Below are 24,644 nucleotides of genomic sequence, written 5' to 3' on the forward strand. Positions count from 1 at the left end.
GTGCCTTCCGCGGAAATCAACAGGCCCATTAGCAGGTACAATGAATAATTAAATGCTGAGAATAAAAAATTGCCGAGAAAAATACTCTTTCTCGACAATCTGAGCACGGAGAAATTCTCTCTGTGCTTTTTCTCTTTAAATCCTTTCCAGTGCCTGATCCAGGTCTTCTTGAATGTCCTCCCATGCTTCTAAACCAACAGATAGACGCAGCAAGTTATCTTCAATCCCCATTTTTTTTCGTTCTTCCTCTGGAACCACGGCATGGGTCATCGTTGCAGGATGCTGAATCAATGTTTCTGCGTCTCCAAGACTTACCGCAATTTTTATTAATTGTAATTGATTCATAAACTGTTGTGCCGATTCCTTGGATCCCTTTATCGTGAATGATATGAGCCCGCCTGATTGTTTCATTTGTTTTTTCGCGATCGAATAATCTTGGTGTTCTGGATCGCCAGGGAAATACACTGATTCAATTTTCGGATGACTTTTCATAAATTCAAATAACCTCTGGGCATTTTCACAATGGCGGTCCATTCGCACTGGAAGTGTTTTAATCCCCCTTAACAACAGCCATGCATCAAAAGGAGAGATAATCCCGCCAATATCTTTTTGGGTCGTCCGTGACACCTGCCTAATAAACTCCTTCTCCCCAATGACAAGACCCGCTATAACATCGCCATGTCCACAGATATATTTTGTTGCACTATGAATGACAACATTGCATCCGAGGGTAAGAGGGGTTTGTATATATGGGGAACAAAATGTGTTATCCACAACAACGGGAATCCCTTTTTTATTTGCCACCCTCGCCACCAATTCCAAATCTACCAGCTTCATTGTAGGGTTTATTGGCGTTTCAATATAGATACAAGCCGTATTAGGGAGGATTTCTTGATCTAATGCTTCTGCCGATTCCATTAAAGAAAAGTCGTGTTCAATCCCATATTTCCCTTTTAATAGTTCCAAAAATCCGAAGGTACAGCCGTATACTCCTTGTGAACAAAGGATATGGTCACCTGTTTTTGTTAAGGCCACTAGCACTGCACTCACGGCCGCCATTCCTGACGAAAAAGCCAAGCCTGCCTCACCTTGTTCAAGGACTGCCATCCGTTCTTCCAGTATTTTCACCGTTGGATTTCCCAAGCGTGAATAAATAAATCCCTCTTCTTGCCCAGCAAACCTTCTTTCCCCTTGTTCCGCACTGGTAAATGTAAAGGTAGATGTTTGATATAACGGGGGAACTAAACTGTCTTGATGTTCGTTCGGCCGGTAACCTGAATGAATAACTTCCGTTTCAAACCGTGATTTCTTTTTCCCCATCTTGGATTCCTCCTGTTTGAAAACGTTTTCATGTTTATAATATATTATGTAGATTGGGGGAATATCGTTAGAGAATTCATAAATGAATGCGCTAACTAACCATTATATTGTTTCCTTGAATGACCACTTTGTTCTTCCCAGTTCCTTTAGCAATATACAACGCTTCATCTGCTCGTTTAAATAAGAAATTATAGGCATCGAGCCGTTCCTTATGCCAATAAGAAACACCACAGGACACTGTAATATGCGGGTCGGAGCATTCGGATACCTTTTTAACTAATCTTTCAGCGATGGCTGCTCCTCTGTCTAAAGGGACACCAGGAAGATAAAGGGCCAGTTCTTCCCCACCCCAGCGGGCGCCTATATCTTCCCCGCGAATATTTCGTTTAATAAGGTTTGCAACCTGAACCAGAACTTTATCTCCAACCTGATGGCCGTATGTATCATTTAATTCCTTAAAATTATCAATATCGAGGAGAATAAAGGTACCTTCTTCAATCTCTTTCATTGACCACTGGATTTTTTCATCCAAAAATTTGCGGGAATGGAGCTTGGTAAGGTGGTCTGTAATTACCATATACTCTAACTCTTCTCTGAGCATTGAATTGGTAAGCGCAAGCGATGAATGATGAACTAGTGACTGCAGGAGCTTAAATGAATCAAAGGAAAAGAAATAAGGCTTTTGATGCATTACAATGGAGAAACCTTTTAATTTTTCGCTCTGAATCATCGGAATCGCAAGAATCGAATGAAAGCTTGTCATACTTTTTGTGTTTTGGAGATTGATATCTCCTATAAATAAAGGATTTTTTTCCTTTTCGATCTTTTCCTTTATATAATCAATATAGAGTCGGGCCTGTTTAGTGTAAAAGTATGAAGTGGAACCTGGGAGTATTTTTACATTTGCTTGTTCATTTGAGAATAAGAAAAAGCCAACTTCTTGTGCATCAATGGAAGTGATGATTTGATCTGACATATATGTCATCGTATCAACCATGCGCAGGTTAGAATTTAAACAATGGGAAGTTTCGTTGATTAATTGTAAGTTGGAGATTTCCCTCTTTGACTGTTGATAGAGGTGGGCATTCTCCATAGAACATCCCGCAGAACCTGCCAATAATGTAAGAAACTCCACCTCGTATGCCATAAATTCAGTCGTATCTGCTGCAATTATCTGCAAAACTCCATAGGTTACCTGCTTCCCTTTTAATGGGGCATAAATAATTGCATGTTTATCAGGAGGGGAATATTCAAATTGAATCTCCCCGGTTGCATAAGCATTGATAGCAGCAATATTTTCACTATCATATTCAAGCTCAATAATCGGAAGGTCGCTGTGGCTTTGAGTATCCTGTGAAAGCAATAAGGAAAATGAGTAGTCAGGGTACACTTCCTTAAGCGCTACGCATAATTCTCCCAAAATGAAATTTACATCAAGGAACGAATGAAGTTTTTCTGTAATTTGTATTAATTGTTTATATCTATTAACTTGCATGTGTAAATCACATTCGAGAATATCCATAAGGTTTCACCCGATCTAATTCCAGATATATACATAGTACCCTAATTATAGTTAATTTTCAGACACTTTGGCGACATTTATTTGTATAATTTATTAACTTTATTAAAATAATCTTTCCGATAATTTTCTGCTGTATCATCATCCCCAAAAAATATTCTTGACTTTACAGGAATAAAAATTATATAATACTCCTTGTGTAAAATATTGCAGCCTATGTGAAAACTTTATTCGTCTCATTTTGTTCCTCTTAAAGGTAGATTGCCTTTAAATGATGGTGTATCTTGTAACCCTTAGCTGCTAGGGCGAAGGTACATGAAAACAAAATGGCTTTAAAGCGTCTCATAACGGTTTTTATTTTACCAAAATAAAAACACTAAGGAGGAGTCATTCATGGCTCGTTATACTGGCTCTAGCTGGAAAATTTCCCGTCGTCTTGGAATCTCTCTAAGCGGCACAGGTAAAGAATTAGAAAAGCGTCCGTACGCTCCTGGACAACATGGTCCAAACCAACGCAAAAAGCTTTCTGAATACGGATTACAATTACAAGAGAAGCAAAAGCTTCGTCATATGTATGGCGTAACTGAGCGTCAATTCCGTAATCTTTTTGATAGAGCTGGCAAATTAAGCGGCGTACACGGTGAAAACTTCATGATTCTTCTTGAATCACGTCTTGACAACGTTGTTTACCGTTTAGGTCTTGCTCGCACTCGTCGTGCAGCTCGTCAATTAGTAAACCATGGCCACATCTTAGTTGATGGCGCTCGTGTAGATATCCCATCATACCGCTTAAAAGCTGGTCAAACAATCAGCCTACGCGAAAAGTCTCGCAATCTTGATGTTGTGAAAGAAGCTGTCGAAGTTAATAACTTCGTTCCTGATTTCTTAACATTTGATGCGGACAAATTAGAAGGTACTTTCACTCGCTTACCAGAGCGTTCTGAATTACCTGCTGAAATCAACGAAACTCTTATCGTCGAGTTCTACTCACGTTAATAAAAACGTGTCGTAAAACAGCAATAATAAAAACCCTAGAAATGTTGATATTACTCAACTTCTAGGGTTTTTTTATTTTTACTATGCTTTTGACCTGAACAGAGAGTAACATATTTGTTTGAATTTATTCTTATTAACCGATGGTGCTGATGAAAACACCCATAATTCCTGAACGTAGAATTATCACCCACAAACCTCCTTAGTTAAAAAATGAAAAGGACAAACAATTAAAAGACAGGCTATTTGCTTAGGACAACTTCCTCCCGTTATACATACGATGCAGTGTAGTTAATAACTTAAAGGGGAGAATTTTTTATATGGGTAAAGACCAAACGAAATATTTTCAAGATAGAGTAATCAAGGTTGATCGAGGCGGACCAGAATCCAGAATTGGGATGTTAATGGATGAAAGCGAAGATTATCTCTGCCTTCTCACGGAAGATGATGGGCTCGTCTACCATAACACTAAACATATTAAAAGTTTTACAGATAATCTGAAAGAGCAGTTTAAATTCGACGTTGATGTTCCGAAGGATTTCGCATTTAAAAAAGCTAAAAATTTCAAAGACCTGCTTAAATCATTGGAATATCGTTGGGTAAATATCAATCGTGGCGGTACCGAGACGGTAGAAGGGGTACTCTGTGAGGTAAAAAATGATTTAGTTCTTTTGGTCAATAATGGGGAAATCGTTCGCATTGCCATGTCCCACATTAAAAATGTTAGTTATGAAGTAAAAATTGAAAAGGCTAAATCGGAAAAACATGAGTCACGTCAAAAATCAAACGATAAGAGTGAAAATAACAACAATAACACCTATTGTAGCCCTCAGGTTACTTCGCAAAAATTACGTCAAGAATCAATCGATACGAGTGAAAATAACTACCATAACACCAATAATAGCCCTCAGGGAAATTCGCAAAAGTTACGTCAGGAATCAATCGATACGAGTGAAAATAACAACCATAACACCAATAATAGCCCTCAGGGAAATTCGCAAAAATTACATCAGGAATCAATCGATACGAGTGAAAATAACAACCATAACACCAATAGTAGCCCTCAGGAAACTTCCCAAATACTACGTCAAGAATCAAACGATGCGAGTGAAAATAACAACCATAACACCAATAGTAGCCCTCAGGGAACTTTGCAAAAAACATCTATTGAAAATGAACTTGATTTGTCAGTTCTTTTATCCTCATTATTCTCATTGGAAAAGATTTTACGAAGATTAAATTTTTAAAGTTTCTCACTCATAGTGGTTCGCAGAGTAGTTGAAAATGAAGGGACACTGTCAACAAAAATGCTTGATAGTGTCCACTCATTAAATAAGTTTCCATTTAACCTCATTCCTCTCCTTTGCATTTTCATTTATACCCCTTTATTACTATACTTCTTTACTAAATGCCTTCTTCACGCAACGGTTTTAATTGCCCAAAAACAACCTGATAAAGTGGTTGCTGAACGATTAGGGAATACACCCCAAATGATTTGGGATACATACGGTCATAACTATAAAGCACTTGAGAAGAATCAGTTAATGCATTTTCCCAAGCACTACATTTATAAATCGGGGGGGTTTTTAATTCACCCAGTTTAAACCCCAATGATACTAGGGTTTCTGTTACCGTTGAGCATTACTCACGTTAATAAGGTTTAAGCCCTCATACCCATTGGTATGAGGGCTTTTTCTATTTTCGATTGACCCATTTGATAGATTTCCGATATAAAAAGGCAAGTATTATATAGATGACAACTACGATAGCCGCAGTCGATAATCTTTCTTGTAATACCCCGTCTGCATATAAAACAGGACCAAGTCCGAAAAATGTAACAAGTGCGATGAGAATAATAAATACGGCGTGTAATAAAATTTTCAATCCATTCACCCCCATATTCGTTCCTTTTATATTAGACGGAATAAATTAACCCGTTGTTACACCGATATCCTTATAGCAAAAAAGGGCTTTGATTTCCAAAGCCCTTCCTTTATTAATAATTAATTAACGTATACTTCTTTTTACCTCTTCTAATAATCGTAAACTTTCCTTCAATTCGATCGGATTCTGCTAAGATATAAGCGTTGTCCGTAATTTTTTCACCATTAACAGTAACAGCACCATTTGAGATGTCTTCACGTGCTTGACGCTTGGATGGGGAAATTTTAGCCGCAACCAAAAGATCGACCAAATTCTCCTCGTTTTGTGAAGTATAAGCTGGTAAATCTTTAAAGCCCTGCTCGATTTCCGCACCTGAAAGACTTCTTACATCCCCGCTAAATAACGCCTGGGAAATTTTGATTGCCTGTTGCAAGGAATCTTCACCGTGTATCAAACGAGTCAGTTCTTCAGCTAATACCTTTTGTGCCTTACGAAGATGCGGCTCTTCCTGAACAGCTTTTTCTAATTGTTCAATTTCCTCATGTGAAAGGAATGTAAAAATCTTTAAGTATTTCACCACATCAGCATCAGCTGTATTAATCCAGAACTGGTAGAATTCATACGGGGTAGTTTTTTCAGGATCTAACCAAACCGCACCACTTTCCGTTTTCCCAAACTTTGTACCATCTGCTTTTGTCACAAGCGGAATGGTTAACCCAAATGCCTTCGAGCCTTCTGGCTGAACTTTGCGGATTAATTCCAATCCTGAAGTTATGTTCCCCCACTGGTCACTTCCGCCAATTTGTAATTTACAGTTGTGATGCTCATATAAATGAAGAAAATCCATCGCTTGTAAAATTGTATAAGTGAATTCTGTAAACGAAATACCCGTCTCAAGCCTTGATGCAATGGTATCCTTCGCCAGCATGTAATTGACACCGATATGCTTGCCGATATCACGCAAGAAGGTAACGACATCCATTGAGCCTGCCCAATCATAGTTATTAACCATGATTGCTCCGTTTTCACCATCAAATTCGAAAATAGATTCAAGTTGCTTTTTAATACCCGCTACATTATCCTGTACTGTTTCTAATGTTAACAGCTTTCGTTCTTCACTTTTACCACTCGGATCACCAATCAAGCCTGTTGCTCCTCCGACTAACACAATCGGACGATGTCCATGCTGCTGAAATCTTCTAAGTGTTAAAAATGGCAGCAAATGGCCGATATGCATACTATCTGCTGTTGGGTCAACACCGCAATATAAAGAAATTTGCCCCTTGTTTAATGAATCCTTCAGACCTTCTTCATCGGTTTGCTGGTAGATGATTCCTCTCCATGCCAAATCCTGTATTAAATCCATCCTATTCCCTCCAATTTGGTAAAAAAATAAAAACGCCCCTGCAAAAATGCAGGGACGTAAATTTACGCGGTACCACCCAGCTTGAGGAAAATTCCTCCAACTCAAAAAATTAACGGTTTAGACCGTTCTCCGCTACAAAAAAATCATTTTCACAGAGAAAGCTCAGGGGAGTAATTCATTCTTCTATATGTATCAGCTTTCACCACCGCTGACTCTCTTGAAACAGGGATAGAAGAACTACAGTTGGTTCCCTTCACAGCTTTATTATTAAATTAATGTATAGCTTTTTTTACCATATTTCAAGTACCTTGTCAAACTTAACTGGAAATTTCAGATAAATGTAGAACTTTGTCAGTTTTTATACCTTTGGTATGCTATAATGTACTTGATTTTAGATGAGGTGATACTATAGATGGTTGAAAAATTACAAGCATTGATAGAAAAAGCAAAATCCGTGCTGAACATATTTACCCATAAAAGAACGGTTAAAAGTGCACGAATCACATATCAAGTAGTTTGGAATCTGTTACTCCTTGTATTAACAGTCGTCATTCTTGGCGGATCATTTGCGACAGGTGTTGGTGCGGGTTATTTTGCTTCACTCGTAAAAGATGAACCTGTTCGCTCGTATGACAGCATGAAAAAAGATATTTATAACTATACGGAAACTTCTGAGTTATATTTTTCGGATAATGTTTATCTTGGTAAACTTCATACCGACTTGGAACGGGAAGAAGTAAAATTGGACGATGTATCAAATGATTTAATCAATGCGGTAGTTGCAACCGAAGACGAATACTTTTACAAGCATAAAGGCGTTGTCCCAAAAGCTGTATTTCGGGCCGTTTTTCAGGAAGTGACAAATTCTGCTGTTCAATCCGGCGGTAGTACGTTAACACAGCAATTAATAAAAAATCAAATCTTAACAAATGAGGTCTCGTTTCAAAGGAAAGCCAATGAAATCTTACTTGCTCTTCGTTTAGAGAAATTTTTTGATAAAAAAGACATTCTTGAAGCTTATCTTAATGTGTCTACCTTAGGAAGAAATTCGTCTGGACGAAACATTGCGGGTGTCCAAGCAGCTGCAAAAGGGATCTTTGGTAAAAAGGCGAGTGATTTAACACTCCCGCAAGCTGCCTTCATTGCAGGATTGCCTCAAAGCCCGTTTGGATATACCCCGTTTACACGGGAAGGGACGATAAAAGAACCGCAATATCTGGAACCTGGTCTCACACGGATGAAAACCGTCCTAAAGAGAATGTTTGACGGCGGCTATATTACCGAGCATGAATATGCGCAAGCCTCTGCCTACGATATTAAAAAAGATTTTATCAAACCGGTTGCAAATCCACTGGAAAAATACCCATGGCTAACAGTCGAAATTGAAAAGCGGTCGATTGAAGTCCTGACCACTGTCTTAGCAAAAAATGATGGGATTTCAGAAAAAGAGTTAAAAAACGATGACAATCTTGCTTATAAATATCAAATATTAGCTCGAAATGCTTTGCGTCAAAATGGATACCAAATTCATTCGACAATAGACAAAAAAATATACGATGCGATGCAAAAGGTTAAGGATAATTATCAATATTACGGACCCGATAAGCCTCAAGAAAAGAAGGATCCTGAAACTGGAGAAATAACAACAGTTATGGAACCTGCTGAGGTTGGGGCAGAACTGATCGAAAACAAGACTGGAAAAATTATCAGTTTTGTCGCTGGACGGAATTATGATGATCAACAGCTAAATCACGCGACCAGTGCCATCAGACAAAACGGTTCTACCATGAAACCACTTCTTGTCTATGCACCCGCGATTGAGTTAGGAAAAGCAGCTCCGGGAACACCGCTGCCAAATGTAGCCTTAAGTCTTGCACCCGGCAGAAGTAATCCTTGGCCGCAAAACTATGACTATCGGTACAGCGGACTGGTTTCAGCAAGATATGCACTAGCGAAATCCTATAACGTACCAGCGGTTAAACTTTACAAGAGTATCGTTGAGCAACGTCCCGCCACGTATCTAGAAAAAATGGGATTTACCTCTTTAAGAAAAGATGATTATACCAATCTAGCTACTTCGATTGGATCGATGACAAATGGGGTAACTATAGAAGAAAATACGAATGCATTTAGTACCTTTGCTAATGATGGAAAATTTATTGATGCCTATATGATTGATAAAATTGTCGATAAAAATGGCAAAGTTATCTATCAGCACGAAGTGAAACCTGTTAATGTCTTTAAGCCGCAAACAGCCTTTTTAACGATTGATATGATGCGTGACGTGGTAAAGATGGGAACGGCAGCAGGAGTTAGAAGCAAACTAAATTTCAGTGCGGACTGGGCTGGGAAAACGGGGACAGGAAATCAATATATTGACTCTTGGTTCGTTGCTTCAAACCCTAATGTCACCTTTGGTCTTTGGAGAGGGTATGATACACCAAAATCGCTACAGACATCCGGTATGTCCTATAGTTCACGGACCAATAACTTATGGGCTCAGTTAATGAACGCTGCCTATAAAATTAACCCTGATCTAATTGCTCCAAAGAAGTCATTTAAAATGCCAAAAGGAATCGTGCAACGTTCTTATTGTGCAGTTTCCGGAATGCTGCCTTCCGAGGCATGTTCAAAAGCAGGATTAATCGAATCAGATTACTTTAATGTCAATAATGTACCAACAAGAGTTGATGATAGCTTAATTGAAGGAAAATATGTTATGGTTGGCGACAAAAAATATTTGGCCTTGGATTCTACACCAAAAGAGTTTGCCCAATTTGGTCTCATTTTAAATCCTGATTTTATCAAACGAATCGTAGGAAGTAACTTCCATAATTATAGACAACTAATTCCACAGAAAGAGCGTTGGGGAAAAATTCTCGTATCAAGTGCAAAAATGTCCGATAACGGGAAGAACCCTGACAGTGTCAGCTTAAAAGTAGAAGGGAATACATTAACATGGTCAGCATCTGGTGATAATGATGTTGTCGGTTACCGAGTCTATCAAGGTGGAATAGGTTCAGCAAAAGTAGGCAGTGTGATCAATGGCTCAAAACGATCATTTCAAGCTGGTACTGGTACCTATTATGTAACGGCGGTCGATATTGCTGGTAGAGAGTCTGCCCCATCGAATCTGGTTGAGGCTGGAGTAAAAATAACACCACCACCTGTAGATCCTACTAAACCTGCGGTACCGATAGACCCTGCTAAACCTGGTGTACCGAATGGCCCTGCTAAACCTGGTGTACCGAATGACCCTGCTAAACCTGGTGTACCGAATGGCCCTAATGTTCCAACTAAACCGACTGATCCAACAACAACACCGTAAATATTTAAAACCGCACCGATAGTTGGTGCGGTTTTTTCTGTTCTTGAACACTAAAAAGCCAGGCATCTGCCTGGCTCTAGTCATTGTTTTTTCCCTATGAAAAACGGGTCTTTAATCTTCCATCGTAGAAAGATCACCTGTTGGCAGGTTTAGTTCCCATGCCTTTAACACACGTCTCATGATTTTTCCGCTTCTTGTTTTCGGCAGCTTATCACGGAAATCAATTTCCCTTGGTGCTGCATGAGCGGCAAGGCCTCTTTTCACAAATTGCCTGATTTCTTCTTTTAGTTCGTCCGTTGGAGCATAGCCGTCTCTGAGTGCAATGAAGGCTTTAATGATTTCACCACGAACTGGGTCTGGTTTACCGATGACACCGGCTTCAGCAACGGCAGGATGCTCGACAAGCTTGCTTTCTACTTCAAACGGTCCTACGCGCTCCCCTGAGGTCATAATAACGTCATCGACACGGCCCTGGAACCAGAAATAGCCCTCTTCATCCATGTAAGCAGAATCTCCCGAAACGTACCAATCGCCTGGCATAAAGTAAGATTCATATTTCTCTGGATTATTCCAAATTGTATTCATCATGGAAGGCCAGCCTTTTTTAATCGCGAGGTTCCCCATCCGATACGGCGGAAGTTCATTCCCTTGATTATCAACAATCGCTGCTTCTACACCTGGAATCGGTTTCCCCATTGAACCTGGTTTAATTTCCATACAAGGATAGTTACTAATCAATTGCGCTCCAGTTTCTGTCATCCACCAGTTATCATGAATTCGCTTATTGAATACCTTTGCCCCCCATTTAACAACTTCAGGGTTTAATGGTTCCCCGACGCTTAGAACATGACGGAGACTGCTTAGGTCAAATTTCTTAACCAATTCATCACCTGCACCCATTAACATTCGGAATGCCGTAGGAGCACTGTACCAAACGGTTACACCAAAGTCCTCAATCATTTGATACCAGGATTCTGGACTAAATCGACCGCCTACAATTACGTTCGATGTCCCTGTTAACCACGGCCCAAAGATACCGTAAGAAGTACCAGTTACCCAGCCAGGGTCAGCAGTACACCAATAAACATCATCCTCTTTTAGATCGAGCACCCATTTAGCTGTTTGGTAATGCTGAAGCATGGCATTATGTACATGCAATACGCCTTTTGGTTTTCCTGTTGAGCCTGATGTGTAGTGCAGGATCAAGCCGTCCGTTCTGTCAACCCATTCAATTTGAAGATCCTTGCTAGCGGCTTCAAATTTTTTCAAAAAGTCAATATATCGGCCTTGTTCATCAACATTATTACCGATAAGGAAAATATGCTTCAGTGCAGGCAGGTCTTGAACAGGTACCCGGTCCAACAGTTCAGGTGTCGTGACTAAAACTTTCGCTTCACTGTCTTGCAGACGGTCCCTGACAGCCCCTTCCATGAATGCTTCAAATAAAGGACCAACAATAGCCCCAAGCTTGATTGCACCCAAAACGGTAAAGTAAAGTTCTGGAGAGCGCGGCATAAAAATAAATACACGGTCCCCTTTTTCTACATCCCCGTATGTTTTTAACACATTGCCCGCTTTGTTTGATAGATCTTTCATTTCTTTAAAGGTGTACTTCTCATTTCTTGAACCATCACGATAGTATAGTGCAACTTTATTTTTCCGGAAGGTTTTCGCGTGACGGTCAATGGCCTCATACGCCATATTGACAAGCCCCGTTTCACTCCATGTAAATTCCTTTTCTGTTTCCTTCCAGTCGAAATGCTTGTACATTTCTTGATAATTACCTAGATTATGATCCCCTTGCACAACTGGCAACGCTTCCACTTTCATACAATCTCCCCCTTTGACCTTATTTTAAATTATTATAGTACAAATAATAACTATTCACAATTTTAAAAAAAGTACTATATTATTATTCTTTTATATTTATACATAAAATGTCAATAATTTTTTTAGTATAAGACAGAAAATTTTGTGAAGTTACTTTTCTGTAATAGATTTTATGTATAATAGAATTATATTTAGAAAGATTTTTCCAGGGTAGGTGACCGTATGGAACACAAAAAGACATACAATGCCAAACAATTAAAAACACCTCACGGGTCTATAATTGTTGAAGGGCCTATTACTTCAGATAAACTTGCTGGCTATGAATTTCACGAAGACCTCACTGCCTTCCGCCCTCCTGCACAGCAGCATCAGGCTTTAATTGGTATTGCTGAGCTTCCAGAAGGTAGAATTATTATTGCAAGAAACAGAAACACCATTGTCGGATATGTTACTTTTCTATATCCTGACCCACTTGAACGATGGTCAGAAGGCAAAATGGATAATTTAATCGAATTAGGTGCCATCGAGGTGATTCCTCAATTTAGGGGATGTGCAGTCGGGAAAAGCCTATTAATTGTCTCCATGATGGATGATGCGATGGAAGATTATCTTACCATCACAACAGAGTACTATTGGCACTGGGATTTAAAAGGTACCAAACTAAATGTGTGGGAGTATCGGAAGATCATGGAAAAAATGATGAATGCGGGCGGCCTTGAGTGGTATGCAACCGATGATCCTGAAATTTGTTCACACCCTGCTAATTGTCTCATGGCTAGGATGGGAAAAAGAATCGATATGGAAACCATCCAAAAATTTGACCGTCTAAGATTTATGAACCGGTTTATGTATTAATCATTTTCCTGATATTTGGTTAGGTAAGGGGGATTTTCTTATGAAAGTAGAACAAATCATGAAAATAGATGTTGCAGTACTTCTGCCAACAGATACCATTGCGGATGCAATCCAATTAATGGAGTCAAGAAAAATCCGCCATATTCCTATAATTAATGAGGAGAAACATTTAGTTGGACTTGTCACTGTTTCGAAAATACATGAGGCAACTCCATCTATTTTTCATGCCAATGAGCATCCAGAGGATATGAAAAAGCCACTTGAGGCGATTATGGAACGAAATGTCATTACAGGCCATCCTCTTGATTTCGTCGAGGAAGTGGCAGGTCTCTTCTATGAGCATAAAATCAGTTGTCTGCCGATCATAAATAACCGGGAATTGGTTGGAATTTTGACCGAAACAGATTTGCTGCGGACATTGGTTGAATTAACAGGGGCCCATCAGCCAGGATCACAAATTGAAATTAAGATTCCTAATCTTGCGGGTAAACTCAGTGAAATCACTGCTGTTATTAAGAACCGGAAAGCAAATATATTGAGTGTATTAGTTTACCCTGATAAAACAGATGAGCAATATAAAATACTTGTGATAAGATTGCAAACTATGAATCCCACTGTATTAATTCAAGACCTTAAACAGGCTGGCTTTCATGTATTATGGCCAAACCTTCCGGGGATTTCAATATGAGCGATAAGTGTTCCTTTATTTTTTCAGACGAGCTTCTAAAATATAAATTTAGCAATCAGCATCCTTTTGACCAATTCCGGCTTAAGTTAACAGTAGACCTATTAGAGAAGATTAATGCTCTTAATCCAAACGATGTCATCCCGCCAAGAATGGCATCTACGGAAGAGTTAGCCTTAATACACGACCTAAGTTACATAGAAGCAGTAAAAAAGGCAGGGAATGGCCAATTGCCACAAGAGATAGCAGAAAACTATGGCCTTGGGACGGAAGACACTCCTATATTCCCTAGCATGCATGAAGCGAGCGCCTCACTTGTTGGGGGGACATTAACGGCCGTCGATCAGGTTATGACTGGAAAGGCACTTCACGCTCTTCATCTTGGCGGAGGATTGCATCACGGATTCAGAGGAAAAGCATCTGGATTTTGTGTTTATAATGATAGCTCGGTCGCCATCAAATATCTTCAGGAAAAATATAATGCTCGTGTTTTATATGTTGACACAGATGCTCATCATGGAGACGGGGTTCAATGGTCCTTCTATGATGATCCAAATGTATGTACCCTTTCGATCCATGAGACCGGAAGATATTTATTTCCAGGTACAGGCAATGTAAATGAGCGCGGTCAAGGGTTAGGCTATGGCTATTCCTTTAACATCCCCGTGGATGCCTTTACCGAAGACGAATCGTGGCTGCAGGCATACACACATGCGTTTAGAGAAGTGGCTGAGTTTTTTAAACCGGATGTGATTCTTACCCAAAATGGTGCAGACTCCCATTATTTGGACCCTTTAACACACCTTTCTTCCACAATGAAAATCTATCGAGAGATCCCAAGGCTTGCACATGAAATTGCCCATCAGTATTGTAACGGGAAGTGGATTGCTGTCGGCGGCGGCGGTTATGATATTTGGAGGGTAGTTCCAAGAGCATGGGCCCTTATTTGGCTGGAAATGACAGAAAACTCAAACTGTTATGGCAGTTTACCTAAGGAGTGGTTAGCTTCCTGGCAGAAGGAAGCTCCTGTTTCGTTACCAAAGGAATGGGACGATCCAGACAACCTATATACTCCCATCCCTAGAAAAGCAGAAATTACCGAAAAGAATTTATTAACCCTCGAAAAAGCACTTTATCCGATTCGAAGTCAGCAAAAGAGCGAATCCGTATAAAAAAGTGGGGTGGCCAACATGTGGCCACCCCATTATTCTATTTTGTAGATTGTCGGTGTTCAATCCGATGTGGGAGAACCACAATTTGTTCTGACACCTTTTCTTTGTTCATTAATTTGGTTAAGAGCCGCATTGCAACCGCGCCAATATCATATAATGGCTGAACAATGGTTGTTAGCTGCGGGCGCACCATTAGTGATAGCCTTGTATTGTCAGATGTGATAACCTCAAAATCTTCAGGGATCTTATAGCCTTTGTCCTCTGCACCATGGACAACGCCTAGTGCCATTTCATCAGAACCCACTAAGATGGCTGTAGGTCGGTCTGCCGCTTCAAGTAGTTTTTCTATCGCTTCAATCCCAGAATCGTACGTATAATCTCCTTCAACCACAAGTTCTTCATTATAAGGAATACCGGAATCTTGTAATGCCCTTTGATACCCTCTCAACTTCTTGAACGTATTTTTAGGTTCATGAAGTGGTCCAACTACAAAGGCAATATTCTTATGACCTTTTTCTATAAATTCCTTGATTGAGTCATATACCGCTTCTTCATAATCAATATTTACAGAAGGCATCTTGTTTGATTCTTCAATCGATCCTGCCAACACAATCGGTACCGGTGATTTTTCAAATTCCTCAACATGTTCTGCTGTAATATTACCACCCATGAAGACTAATCCATCCACTTGTTTACCGAGCATCGTATTAAGCAAATGTAATTCTTTATCTTTGTTTTGGTCGGAATTACTTAAAATGATATTGTACTTATACATCGTTGCAATATCTTCAATCCCACGGGCTAATTCGGCAAAAAAGATATTTGAAATATCTGGAATAATAACTCCAACTGTAGTAGTTTTTTTGCTTGCCAATCCTCTAGCGACAGCATTTGGACGGTAGCCTAATCTGTCAATAACTTCTAACACCTTTTTGCGGGTCACTGGCTTTACATTCGGATTTCCGTTAACCACACGGGAAACGGTTGCCATTGAAACACTGGCTTCTCTTGCTACATCATAAATAGTAATATTCACTTAACACACTCTCCTAAAACGAACATCGTTTTCTTTATTTTACATCAGCTTGTATAAACTTAAACATTTAGTTTTTGTTTTTGTTTGTGAGAACGTAAACAATCTTTAATATGTATTTAATGATACGACAAGAAGGTTAAAGCCGCAATTGCATTTGTCAACATTTTTTGCTAAATAGCTAAATATTATCAAAAAAACCTCCTGCAAAGGAGTTGCAGAAGGTTTTTCATAAAACTATCTACTTGAAATTAGAGTCGAACATAATTGGATGCAAGCAGTTCATTATAGAATTTATCAAACTGATTAAGATCCATTTGCTGCTTTTGATCCGAAAGTGCCACTGCTGGATCTGGATGAACCTCTGCCATAACACCATCTGCACCAATTGCTATCGCGGCTTTCGCACATGGCAATAATAAGTCTCTTCTACCTGTAGAATGCGTTACGTCAACCATTACAGGTAAATGTGTTTCTTGCTTTAAAATAGGTACTGCTGAAATATCTAGAGTGTTTCTTGTAGCACGTTCGTAAGTCCTTATGCCACGCTCACAAAGGATGATTTGCCCATTCCCTTGAGCAGCAATGTACTCAGCAGCATTGATAAATTCTTCGATTGTAGCCGCAATCCCTCTTTTTAACAGAACAGGTTTTTTGACGGAACCTGCTGCTTTTAACAGTTCAAAGTTCTGCATATTACGTGCCCCAATTTGAATGACATCGATATAGTCACAAGCCATTTCAAGATCAGCAGGGTTAACAATTTCACTAATAACAGCCATATCAAATTCCGTTGCAACACGTTTCAAGATTTTTAATCCCTCAACACCTAGCCCTTGGAAATCGTAAGGAGATGTTCTAGGTTTGTAAGCTCCGCCACGTAATAGGTTTAATCCTTTTTCTTTCATTGCTTTTGCTACAGTTGCCACTTGCTCATATGACTCGACTGCACATGGACCAAAAACGAAGTGTGGTTTGCCATCGCCAATATTTTCACCCTTTAAGGTAACAATGGTGTCTTCAGGCTGCTTTTTTCTTGAGACAAGTAAGGCTTTACTATGGTCATCCTGTTGCAGATCAAGACCAGCTTTAAAAATCTCTTTAAAAATATGATCAATGGTCGAATTTTCAAAAGGGCCATCATTATGCTCTTTGATAATATCAAGCATTTTTCTTTCACGGACTGGATCGTAACGGTAAACCCCTTGGTTTTCTTTAACTCGCCCTATATCCTGAACGAGCTGTGCTCTTTCATTAATTAACCTCAACAATTCTAAGTTTAGTTCATCGACACGCGACCTCAATTGTTCTAATTCAATTTTTTTGCCCATCCTTCGTCCCCGTCCTTCCTTTGCTAATCAGAACTCTTTAAAATAAAGCTCTGAATGCCTTTTTTTCTTCTGTCATTATAATATCGGTTCAAGTTTAAGAATTTAAATATTATAACAATTTAATAATTAGGAATTATTATAGCGGATAAATATTTGTTTGTCACTTGTTTTTTCTTTAACGATTAAACGCTTTTAAGTGCTAAAGCGTTTTGTGATATATTATGATTGATTTTCACCAAAAGCACCTGTCAAAGAACGACTTGTTATTTTCCAGTGTGAAGCATTCCATAAAGGCTCTCCGTTTGAAAACAAGATGGTTTGTGGCGATTCATGTTTGATTTGGAATTTCTCTGCTACTTCATTGGACAAAGGGCGAGAATCCTGAACTGCTAAGAAATAAGCGGGTACAGCTTGATTTTCATTTGCAAATTTTTCATATTCCTTATATGCAGCATGGCTAATCGGACACGTTAGGCTATGCTTTAAGAGAAAAAACTTACTCTCCTTTTTTAATACTTCATCAAATTGTTCAATTGAATCAATTTTCTCTAACATGTGTACATACCTCCAGAAAATAAATAAACGGTGAAGTAATTTTATCACTCCACCGTTTGTATAACAAATAAACAGATTTAGCTTGCGACTAATTTTTATAGTTTAACCTTATTTTCTTCCTCATCAAAGGCTTTTTCTGCTTCTTCCAGCTTTTTTCTTATTTCTGAGCTATCAAGGGGTCCAATTTCGATTGACCTCTTTGATTCTATCTTTTCTTTTGGAGTATGAAGAGGAATATAGTTTAATTCTCCTTCTTCTTTCAACTCGTCTTGGCTCGTTATTTTTCCTTTTACCTTGTTCAATAGTTCTTGGGATTGTAGGACAATTCCTTGGGAAAGGCTGGATCCTTTGGACACTAATTCATTGCTTTTTGTCATTACATTTTCACGCATGGCAGCTGTTTTATCGAAGATCGTTCCAGCTTGGTTATTAAACTTATTGCGGAGATCTTTTCCGGACTTGGGAGCCAAAAGCAGTGCCGCAGCTGCACCAACCACTCCTCCGATAATTGCTCCCAGCAAAAAGCTATTGGAAGACTCCTCATTTCGAGTTTGATTCGTATCCCGTGAATCATATTCTCTATTAGGCATTTAATTTCCTCCTCTTTATTCTAATGGGATCTAACCTTCTTGCCCTCGTCTAAGCTTACCCTGTTTTTTTGTTGCTTCCTAGCTTGCCACTTATCCTTTAATTCAAGAATGATATGACTCCATTGAACAATTTGCGAGACCTTTTCTTTACTTTCCTCTACTTGTTTATCTACAGATTGAGTAATGTTTTGTAAAGTCCCATTGAATTTAGTGACGGTTGTACCTACGTCTTTTACGGCTCCAACCACACTATTTAAACTATCGGATTTCTCCTTAATATCGTCAGCTAGAGCGTTTGTTTTTTGTAAAAGAATCGTGGTTTCTGCTGTAACACCCTCTAACTGTTTTTCTAATCCAGATAATGTCTTCGAAACGTTTGTAAGTGTAACCTGAAATGATTTGAGTGTTGTCGATAAAAATATGACAAGTACAAAAAACGCAATCGCTATCAAGGCTACGCTTAAGTATAAAATAATTTGCATCGTGCACCTCCGCCTTAATCCTATCAATATGTATTACCCATCAAGTATAGATATAAACCTCGCTAATTATCTTATACTACTTCCATAAAATTGTCCTCATTTCCTGCCGCTTCACATAAAAATTTCATCTCGAATTGGGAGCAGAATTTTATTTTTCAACTTTCGGCCTTTATTCGGTTACAATATGTGTGTACTTACTTAATTCTGTTGGAGGCGTAAAAATATGAAAGATCCACGTATTGAGAAACTGGCAAAAAATCTAATTAATTACTCGGTACAGCTTCAGAAGGGAGAAAAAGTTTTAATTGAAAACTTTGGACTTCAGCGTGAACTTGTGACTGCCCTCGTGAAGGAAGCCTATCTAGCAGGGGGATACCCTTTTGTGCTCTTAAAGGACCACCAAGTGGATCGCTCTCTTTTATTAGGTGCACAGGAAGAGCAATTTAACATGATGGCAGAATTTGAAGCAAATGTGATGAGCAAAATGGATGCATACATAGGTCTTCGTTCGGGTGATAACATCAGTGAACAATCAGATGTTCCTGATGATAAAATGAAAGTCCATGGAAATACCATTGGTAAAAAGGTTCATCGTGACATCCGTGTTCCTAAGACCAAATGGGTTGTTCTTAGATATCCTACTTCTTCCATGGCCCAATTAGCAAAGATGAGTACGGAAGCATTTGAAAACTTTTACTTTGATGTTTGTAACCTTGATTATGGAAAAATGGATAAAGCAATGGATAGTCTTAAGGAGCTTATGGATCGTACTGACAAAGTACGAATTACTGGTCCAGGAACGGATCTAAGCTTTTCCATTAAGGATATTCCAGCCATTAAATGTGCTGGACGGTTAAACATTCCTGATGGTGAAGTTTATACTGCGCCTGTTAAGGACTCCGTTAATGGGGTTATCACTTATAACACTCCATCTCCGTATCAAGGTTTTACATTTGAAAATGTGAAGCTGACTTTTAAAGATGGGAAAATTGTAGAAGCTCAGTCTAACGATTCTAGCCGGATCAATAAAATATTTGATACGGATGAAGGGGCCCGCTATATTGGGGAATTTGCCATTGGGGTAAATCCTTTTATCCTCAATCCAATGCAAGATATCTTGTTTGATGAAAAGATTGCTGGTAGCTTTCATTTTACTCCTGGCCAATGCTATGATGATGCCTTTAATGGAAACCATTCAAATATCCACTGGGATATGGTTAATATCCAACGTCCTGAGTATGGCGGTGGGGAGATGTATTTTGATGAGGTATTAATCCGCAAAGATGGTCTGTTCGTTATTCCTGAATTAGAAGTGTTAAATCCTGAAAACCTGAAATAAAAGGAAGGATGCCAACAATCGCTGGCATCCTCCTTTTTATTTGGCTGTATTAACTAGGCTGTTGATTTCCGCTCCAGGCGCTTCGCTTTCCGCGGGCGGTCCGGGGAGCCTCCTCGGCGCTACGCGCCTGCGGGGTCTCCCCTGCCCCGTCCTCCCGCAGGAGTCTTCGCGCCTTCCGCTCCAATCAACTTGGCTATAAAATCAACAATGACCTTTCACACATCATTTATTTAATAAGTTGTTTTTCGTATGATTCTTGGAATTTTTGAATATCTCCAGCGCCCATGAAAATAATTACGCTGTTTTCGTGTTCATTTAGTACGGATGTATTTTCTTCGGTAATTATTTCGGAACCTTCAATCCGGTCCTGGAGATCCTTGATTGATAGTTTTCCATGATTTTCACGAGCAGAGCCGAAGATCTCACACAAATAGGCTTTGTCCGCCTCACGTAAACTTTTCGCAAAGTCTTCTAAGAACGCTTGAGTGCGTGAAAAAGTATGTGGCTGGAAGACCGCCACAATTTTCCGATCCGGATATTTTTGCTTTGCTGCATCGATAGTTGCTTTAATTTCAGTTGGATGATGGGCGTAATCATCAATTAAAATCTGTGTCCCAATTCTTTTTTCGGAAAATCTTCTTTTTACACCTTGGAAGGTAGTTAATTGGTCCTTGACTATCTCTACATCTGTTTCTTCATAATGGCACAATCCAATAACAGCAAGTGCGTTTAACACACTATGATCACCAAAGGTTGGGATGGAAAAATTATCATAGAATGTATTGCGAATAAATACATCAAAGCTCGTTCCACTTGTTGTTTTCACAATATTTTTGGCTTGATAGTCATTCTCCTCGCCAAAACCATAAAACAAGACAGGGACCTTTGCTTGGATTTTTTGAAGCTGTTCATCATCGCCATAAGCGAATATTCCTTTTTTCACCTGAATGGCCATCTCTTGAAATGCCGAAAAGACATCATCAATATTAGCAAAGTAATCGGGATGATCAAAATCGATATTTGTCATAATCGCATAGTCAGGAAAATAAGACAAGAAGTGCCTTCTGTATTCACAGGCTTCAAATACAAAGTATTCCGAGCCCTCTTTACCTTTACCTGTTCCGTCACCAATTAAAAACGAGGTAGGTTTAGCCCCTTCAATCACATGGGCGAGTAAACCTGTTGTAGACGTCTTACCGTGCGCACCGGTGACCGCAACACTAGTAAAATTCTGCATAAAGTCACCCAAAAACCGATGGTATCGCACAATAGGGAGACCTAGCTTCATCGCCTCTTGAATTTCCTCATGGGTATCTGGAAAAGCATTTCCTGCAATAATCGTCATTCCTGGCTTGATATTCTCCTTTTGAAAGGGAAGAATCGTTATCCCTGATTGTTCAAGGGCCAGTTGTGTAAAAAAGCGCTTTTCGACATCGGAGCCTTGCACTTTAAATTTCATATCATGTAGAACTTGTGCGAGTGCACTCATTCCAGACCCCTTTATACCTACAAAATGGTAAATAGTCATAGAAGAACCTCCAACAACGTCTATCTGTATAACAGTATATGACATCTGTCTGTATTTGCTAATAAGAAAAACTGAGTGCGATTGCACCCTAAAAAATTCAGTTACTTGTAAAAACATATTTAATAATTATAACATTGTTCATCCTGAAAAACTATTTGCGGACCTAAAATCTTTACAGCCGCTCTAGCCAGTCCACTATATATTATTTGTTCCTGTCATTAAAGAATACTATAGATTAATTATTTGCACTAGCATCTTGAATTGACTCTAAATCGGCTAAGGTAATTAAAACCTCACGCGCCTTGCTTCCATTTGCGCTGGTAATATACCCATGGGTCTCAAGCATATCCATTAACCTTGCCGCTCGGTTGTATCCTATTTTAAACCGCCTTTGCAGGCTTGAAGTGGAAGCACCACCTTGGTCAATAATAAATTCGCAGGCTTCATAAAAAAGTTCATCTTCATTTTCGGTTACTTGTGCTTTTTTTAATAGTTCTTCTTGCTCGAATAAGTACTCAGGTTCCCGCTGCTCTCTCACATGACCCACCACTAGATCAATCTCTTCATCCGATACAAACGTTCCTTGCAGACGGACGGGTTTAGAGGAGCCATTTTCTAAAAATAACATATCGCCGCGTCCTAGCAACTTTTCTGCACCGCTAATATCAATAATCGTCCGCGAATCGACCTGAGAAGAAACAGAGAAGGCGACTCGTGTCGGAATATTAGCTTTAATTAATCCAGTTATCACATCCACCGAAGGTCTTTGTGTTGCCACGATGAGATGTATACCGCAGGCCCTAGCTTTTTGAGCAATCCTGCAAATTGCTTCTTCCACATCTGCTGGGGACATCATCATTAAATCGGCTAACTCATCAATGACAATAACAATGAATGGAAGTTTATCTGAATACTGTTTATGTTTTATAGCCAATTCATTAAAGCGGTTAATGTCACGAACGCCAGTATGGGCGAATAGTTCGTAACGTCTTTCCATTTCCTCTACAGCCCATTTTAATGCAGCTGTTGCCGCCTTTACATCCGTTATAACTGGACTAACAAGATGTGGAATACGGTTGTATGGAGCAAGTTCCACCATTTTTGGATCAATCAGCAATAGCTTTAAATCTTCTGGGCTCGCCTTAAATAGCAAGCTAACTAAAATCGTGTTAATACAAACGCTCTTTCCTGACCCGGTCGCTCCTGCGATCAAGCCGTGGGGCATCTTCTTTAAGTCAGTTACAATCGGTTTTCCGGCAATATCAAGGCCAAGTACCGCTGTTAATGGTGACGTAGATTCTTTAAAAATGCTGCTTTGAATAATTTCGTTTATGAATACAGGTCGCGACTTTTGGTTTGGAACTTCGATCCCAATGGTATGTTTTCCCGGAATAGGAGCTTCAATCCTAATATCTCTTGCGGCAAGGCTTAACTTGATATCATCACTTAAGTTAGTTATTTTATTTACCTTTACACCCGGCTCCGGCTGAACTTCAAAGCGGGTGACGGAAGGACCTTGTGTCACATTAACAACACTTGCACCTACATTAAAGTTTTGTAAGGTTTCGTTTAAAATCTCCTCTTGCTCTAGTAACCATTTGGTATCATTCACCACAGTAACAGGAGGGTTAAGTAAACTATCTGTTGGGAATGCATAATAGCCATCATCCGTAGGTGTCAGACTCTCTTTTTCCTTGATTGGGAAGAGGTCAATTACTTGACTAACCTTCTCTGCCTGCTTATTCTCAGTTGGGACCTCAGACTGCTGTTCGAGCCCTCTTTTTCGTTTTCGCTCTTCCCATTTCTGTTTATCTTGTTTTAACATCATCACATTAAATGGCAAATTAGATCGCTTCGGTGCGGGCGGTTCAGGTAAAGCCTCAACTACTTCCGCTTCCTCGAAGGATTCTGTTGAAACTGCAATTAATTCTTTTACTGCCTCTATTGAATCTTCTTCCTGTGTTACTTCCTCTGACGATTCTTCTTGTGTTACTTCCTCTGTTGATTCTTCTTCCTGTGTTACTTCCTCTGTCGCTTCTTCTTGTGGTACTTCCTCTTCAACTTCGACTAATTCTATCTGAATTTCTGCCATTGGAATTGGAACAATCTCTTCGATCGTTTGTTCCAGCAGTTCAGATGATGGCTTTTCTTCGATAAGGCCCATTTGTTCTTCTTGATTAATTTCTAACCAAGTTGTTTCCACCTTTAGCTCTTCATCGTTTACAAATGGTACAGTTTTCTCCGTTTCGGTCATCGTTTCTTTTGAAACAACTAAACTATCAAACCGATTTTCAACATCAACGTTTAAAAAATGGCTTAATTCATGCTCGACTATGATATCCGTATTCTTAGGCCGCTGATTAAATCCAAAAACAGGCGAAGGAATTTCTGTTGGTTGGAAGGGACCCCTCTTTTTAGGCAGCGGCTCTTGTTTGCTTTTAGGTACTTCCTTTTTGACTGTTTGAACCACAGACTTTTCCGTCATTTTTATTTTTTCCGGAAGCCGCTCTGTTCGTTTTTGACGCAATGTTTCTTCCTTCACTTTCTGAGTTACCTTAGGAACGGGTGTATACGAAGGACGATTGCTTCCCTTTGGGTATTGATAGGATATTTTTGTATCCAAATCCTTTAGATTTTCATATTTGTTTAGTAACGGCGGACCTTCATGTTTATGTAAAATATAACCGTCAAATTCTTCATCATCTTCCTCTTTTTTTAATCTTTGAAAAAAGTTTTGGAACCAGCTCAAAACTATCACTCTTTCTACTTTCAACTTTCACTATCACTCTATTTTATCAGTTTTTCATATTTTTTCGACATAATTCTTTGAAATG

At 39.3% G+C, this 24,644-nt stretch carries 19 protein-coding genes and 1 other annotated feature; of the genes, 7 read left to right on the top strand and 12 right to left on the bottom strand.

All coding sequences use genetic code 11. From position 1 onward, the window contains the following. Window positions 1-135: 135 nt before the first annotated feature. A complete protein-coding gene (gene megL / locus J7E63_RS05580; protein WP_215010599.1) occupies window positions 136-1,320 on the bottom strand; it encodes a methionine gamma-lyase in 1,185 nt (394 codons plus the stop codon). Between the two features lie 91 nt (window positions 1,321-1,411). Beyond that, complete coding sequence (locus J7E63_RS05585; protein ID WP_215010600.1) at window positions 1,412-2,842, bottom strand: sensor domain-containing diguanylate cyclase; 1,431 nt, start codon at window positions 2,840-2,842, stop codon at window positions 1,412-1,414. 390 nt (window positions 2,843-3,232) lie between these two features. Here J7E63_RS05585 and rpsD point away from each other — a divergent pair, with 390 nt between their 5' ends. Then, entirely contained in the window at window positions 3,233-3,835 is a 603-nt protein-coding gene (rpsD, locus tag J7E63_RS05590) for a 30S ribosomal protein S4 (RefSeq protein ID WP_088089267.1), read from the top strand. A gap of 317 nt (window positions 3,836-4,152) precedes the next feature. Then, entirely contained in the window at window positions 4,153-5,079 is a 927-nt protein-coding gene (locus J7E63_RS05595) for a hypothetical protein (RefSeq protein ID WP_215010601.1), read from the top strand. A gap of 448 nt (window positions 5,080-5,527) precedes the next feature. On the opposite strand, the gene J7E63_RS05600 is transcribed toward J7E63_RS05595, so the two are convergent. Then, window positions 5,528-5,716 carry a DUF6954 family protein gene (locus tag J7E63_RS05600; protein WP_215010602.1) on the bottom strand — a complete coding sequence of 63 codons (189 nt, stop codon included), beginning with the start codon at window positions 5,714-5,716 and terminating at the stop codon, window positions 5,528-5,530. Between the two features lie 112 nt (window positions 5,717-5,828). Further along, window positions 5,829-7,082, bottom strand: coding sequence for a tyrosine--tRNA ligase (gene tyrS / locus J7E63_RS05605; protein ID WP_215010603.1), 1,254 nt, complete (start codon window positions 7,080-7,082; stop codon window positions 5,829-5,831). 47 nt (window positions 7,083-7,129) lie between these two features. Continuing rightward, window positions 7,130-7,348, bottom strand: a binding site (T-box leader). A gap of 146 nt (window positions 7,349-7,494) precedes the next feature. On the opposite strand from tyrS, the gene J7E63_RS05610 reads away from it, so the two are divergent. Continuing rightward, window positions 7,495-10,410 (top strand): transglycosylase domain-containing protein, encoded by a 2,916-nt coding sequence (locus J7E63_RS05610; RefSeq protein WP_215010604.1) that lies wholly within the window; start codon window positions 7,495-7,497, stop codon window positions 10,408-10,410. A gap of 111 nt (window positions 10,411-10,521) precedes the next feature. Here J7E63_RS05610 and acsA read toward each other — a convergent pair whose 3' ends face one another. Further along, window positions 10,522-12,240: an acetate--CoA ligase gene (gene acsA / locus J7E63_RS05615; protein ID WP_215010605.1), complete on the bottom strand. Its 1,719-nt coding sequence runs from the start codon at window positions 12,238-12,240 to the stop codon at window positions 10,522-10,524. 222 nt (window positions 12,241-12,462) lie between these two features. Here acsA and J7E63_RS05620 point away from each other — a divergent pair, with 222 nt between their 5' ends. Genes J7E63_RS05620 through J7E63_RS05630 form a run of 3 tightly spaced genes read left to right on the top strand, consistent with a single transcriptional unit; the run spans window position 12,463 to window position 14,952 of the window. Beyond that, window positions 12,463-13,095 carry a GNAT family N-acetyltransferase gene (locus J7E63_RS05620; RefSeq protein WP_215010606.1) on the top strand — a complete coding sequence of 211 codons (633 nt, stop codon included), beginning with the start codon at window positions 12,463-12,465 and terminating at the stop codon, window positions 13,093-13,095. Between the two features lie 40 nt (window positions 13,096-13,135). Beyond that, window positions 13,136-13,783 carry an acetoin utilization AcuB family protein gene (locus tag J7E63_RS05625; RefSeq protein WP_215010607.1) on the top strand — a complete coding sequence of 216 codons (648 nt, stop codon included), beginning with the start codon at window positions 13,136-13,138 and terminating at the stop codon, window positions 13,781-13,783. Further along, window positions 13,780-14,952: an acetoin utilization protein AcuC gene (locus tag J7E63_RS05630; protein WP_215010608.1), complete on the top strand. Its 1,173-nt coding sequence runs from the start codon at window positions 13,780-13,782 to the stop codon at window positions 14,950-14,952. The genes J7E63_RS05625 and J7E63_RS05630 overlap by 4 nt, the downstream gene beginning before the upstream one ends. 37 nt (window positions 14,953-14,989) lie before the next feature. Here J7E63_RS05630 and ccpA read toward each other — a convergent pair whose 3' ends face one another. The 5 genes from ccpA to J7E63_RS05655 form a co-directional block, all read right to left on the bottom strand. Next, complete coding sequence (ccpA, locus tag J7E63_RS05635; RefSeq protein WP_215010609.1) at window positions 14,990-15,988, bottom strand: catabolite control protein A; 999 nt, start codon at window positions 15,986-15,988, stop codon at window positions 14,990-14,992. A gap of 248 nt (window positions 15,989-16,236) precedes the next feature. Further along, window positions 16,237-17,316 (bottom strand): bifunctional 3-deoxy-7-phosphoheptulonate synthase/chorismate mutase, encoded by a 1,080-nt coding sequence (locus J7E63_RS05640; RefSeq protein ID WP_214719078.1) that lies wholly within the window; start codon window positions 17,314-17,316, stop codon window positions 16,237-16,239. 219 nt (window positions 17,317-17,535) lie between these two features. Continuing rightward, a complete protein-coding gene (ytxJ, locus tag J7E63_RS05645; RefSeq protein ID WP_215010610.1) occupies window positions 17,536-17,871 on the bottom strand; it encodes a bacillithiol system redox-active protein YtxJ in 336 nt (111 codons plus the stop codon). Between the two features lie 95 nt (window positions 17,872-17,966). After that, window positions 17,967-18,461: a YtxH domain-containing protein gene (locus tag J7E63_RS05650; protein WP_215010611.1), complete on the bottom strand. Its 495-nt coding sequence runs from the start codon at window positions 18,459-18,461 to the stop codon at window positions 17,967-17,969. 20 nt (window positions 18,462-18,481) lie between these two features. After that, window positions 18,482-18,943 carry a DUF948 domain-containing protein gene (locus J7E63_RS05655; RefSeq protein ID WP_215010612.1) on the bottom strand — a complete coding sequence of 154 codons (462 nt, stop codon included), beginning with the start codon at window positions 18,941-18,943 and terminating at the stop codon, window positions 18,482-18,484. A 223-nt stretch (window positions 18,944-19,166) separates the two neighbouring features. On the opposite strand from J7E63_RS05655, the gene J7E63_RS05660 reads away from it, so the two are divergent. Further along, window positions 19,167-20,282, top strand: a complete 1,116-nt coding sequence (locus J7E63_RS05660; RefSeq protein ID WP_215010613.1) for an aminopeptidase — start codon at window positions 19,167-19,169, stop codon at window positions 20,280-20,282. Window positions 20,283-20,508: 226 nt separating this feature from the next. On the opposite strand, the gene murC is transcribed toward J7E63_RS05660, so the two are convergent. Together murC and J7E63_RS05670 are read right to left on the bottom strand one after the other, a co-directional pair. After that, window positions 20,509-21,810, bottom strand: a complete 1,302-nt coding sequence (gene murC / locus J7E63_RS05665; protein WP_215010614.1) for a UDP-N-acetylmuramate--L-alanine ligase — start codon at window positions 21,808-21,810, stop codon at window positions 20,509-20,511. 235 nt (window positions 21,811-22,045) lie between these two features. Further along, entirely contained in the window at window positions 22,046-24,559 is a 2,514-nt protein-coding gene (locus J7E63_RS05670; RefSeq protein ID WP_215010615.1) for a DNA translocase FtsK, read from the bottom strand. Between the last annotated feature and the right edge of the window lie 85 nt (window positions 24,560-24,644).

It is taken from the genome of Bacillus sp. ISL-75, from assembly GCF_018613095.1.

Excerpts from the sequence above, each read along its gene's own strand:
- J7E63_RS05655 (WP_215010612.1), bottom strand. The coding sequence starts at position 18,943 with ATGCAAATTATTTTATACTTAAGCGTAGCCTTGATAGCGATTGCGTTT.
- rpsD (WP_088089267.1), top strand. The coding sequence starts at position 3,233 with ATGGCTCGTTATACTGGCTCTAGCTGGAAAATTTCCCGTCGTCTTGGA.
- ytxJ (WP_215010610.1), bottom strand. The coding sequence starts at position 17,871 with ATGTTAGAGAAAATTGATTCAATTGAACAATTTGATGAAGTATTAAAA.
- J7E63_RS05630 (WP_215010608.1), top strand. The coding sequence starts at position 13,780 with ATGAGCGATAAGTGTTCCTTTATTTTTTCAGACGAGCTTCTAAAATAT.
- tyrS (WP_215010603.1), bottom strand. The coding sequence starts at position 7,082 with ATGGATTTAATACAGGATTTGGCATGGAGAGGAATCATCTACCAGCAA.
- J7E63_RS05650 (WP_215010611.1), bottom strand. The coding sequence starts at position 18,461 with ATGCCTAATAGAGAATATGATTCACGGGATACGAATCAAACTCGAAAT.
- J7E63_RS05620 (WP_215010606.1), top strand. The coding sequence starts at position 12,463 with ATGGAACACAAAAAGACATACAATGCCAAACAATTAAAAACACCTCAC.
- murC (WP_215010614.1), bottom strand. The coding sequence starts at position 21,810 with ATGACTATTTACCATTTTGTAGGTATAAAGGGGTCTGGAATGAGTGCA.
- J7E63_RS05660 (WP_215010613.1), top strand. The coding sequence starts at position 19,167 with ATGAAAGATCCACGTATTGAGAAACTGGCAAAAAATCTAATTAATTAC.
- J7E63_RS05610 (WP_215010604.1), top strand. The coding sequence starts at position 7,495 with ATGGTTGAAAAATTACAAGCATTGATAGAAAAAGCAAAATCCGTGCTG.
- J7E63_RS05625 (WP_215010607.1), top strand. The coding sequence starts at position 13,136 with ATGAAAGTAGAACAAATCATGAAAATAGATGTTGCAGTACTTCTGCCA.
- megL (WP_215010599.1), bottom strand. The coding sequence starts at position 1,320 with ATGGGGAAAAAGAAATCACGGTTTGAAACGGAAGTTATTCATTCAGGT.
- J7E63_RS05640 (WP_214719078.1), bottom strand. The coding sequence starts at position 17,316 with ATGGGCAAAAAAATTGAATTAGAACAATTGAGGTCGCGTGTCGATGAA.
- J7E63_RS05585 (WP_215010600.1), bottom strand. The coding sequence starts at position 2,842 with ATGGATATTCTCGAATGTGATTTACACATGCAAGTTAATAGATATAAA.
- J7E63_RS05595 (WP_215010601.1), top strand. The coding sequence starts at position 4,153 with ATGGGTAAAGACCAAACGAAATATTTTCAAGATAGAGTAATCAAGGTT.
- acsA (WP_215010605.1), bottom strand. The coding sequence starts at position 12,240 with ATGAAAGTGGAAGCGTTGCCAGTTGTGCAAGGGGATCATAATCTAGGT.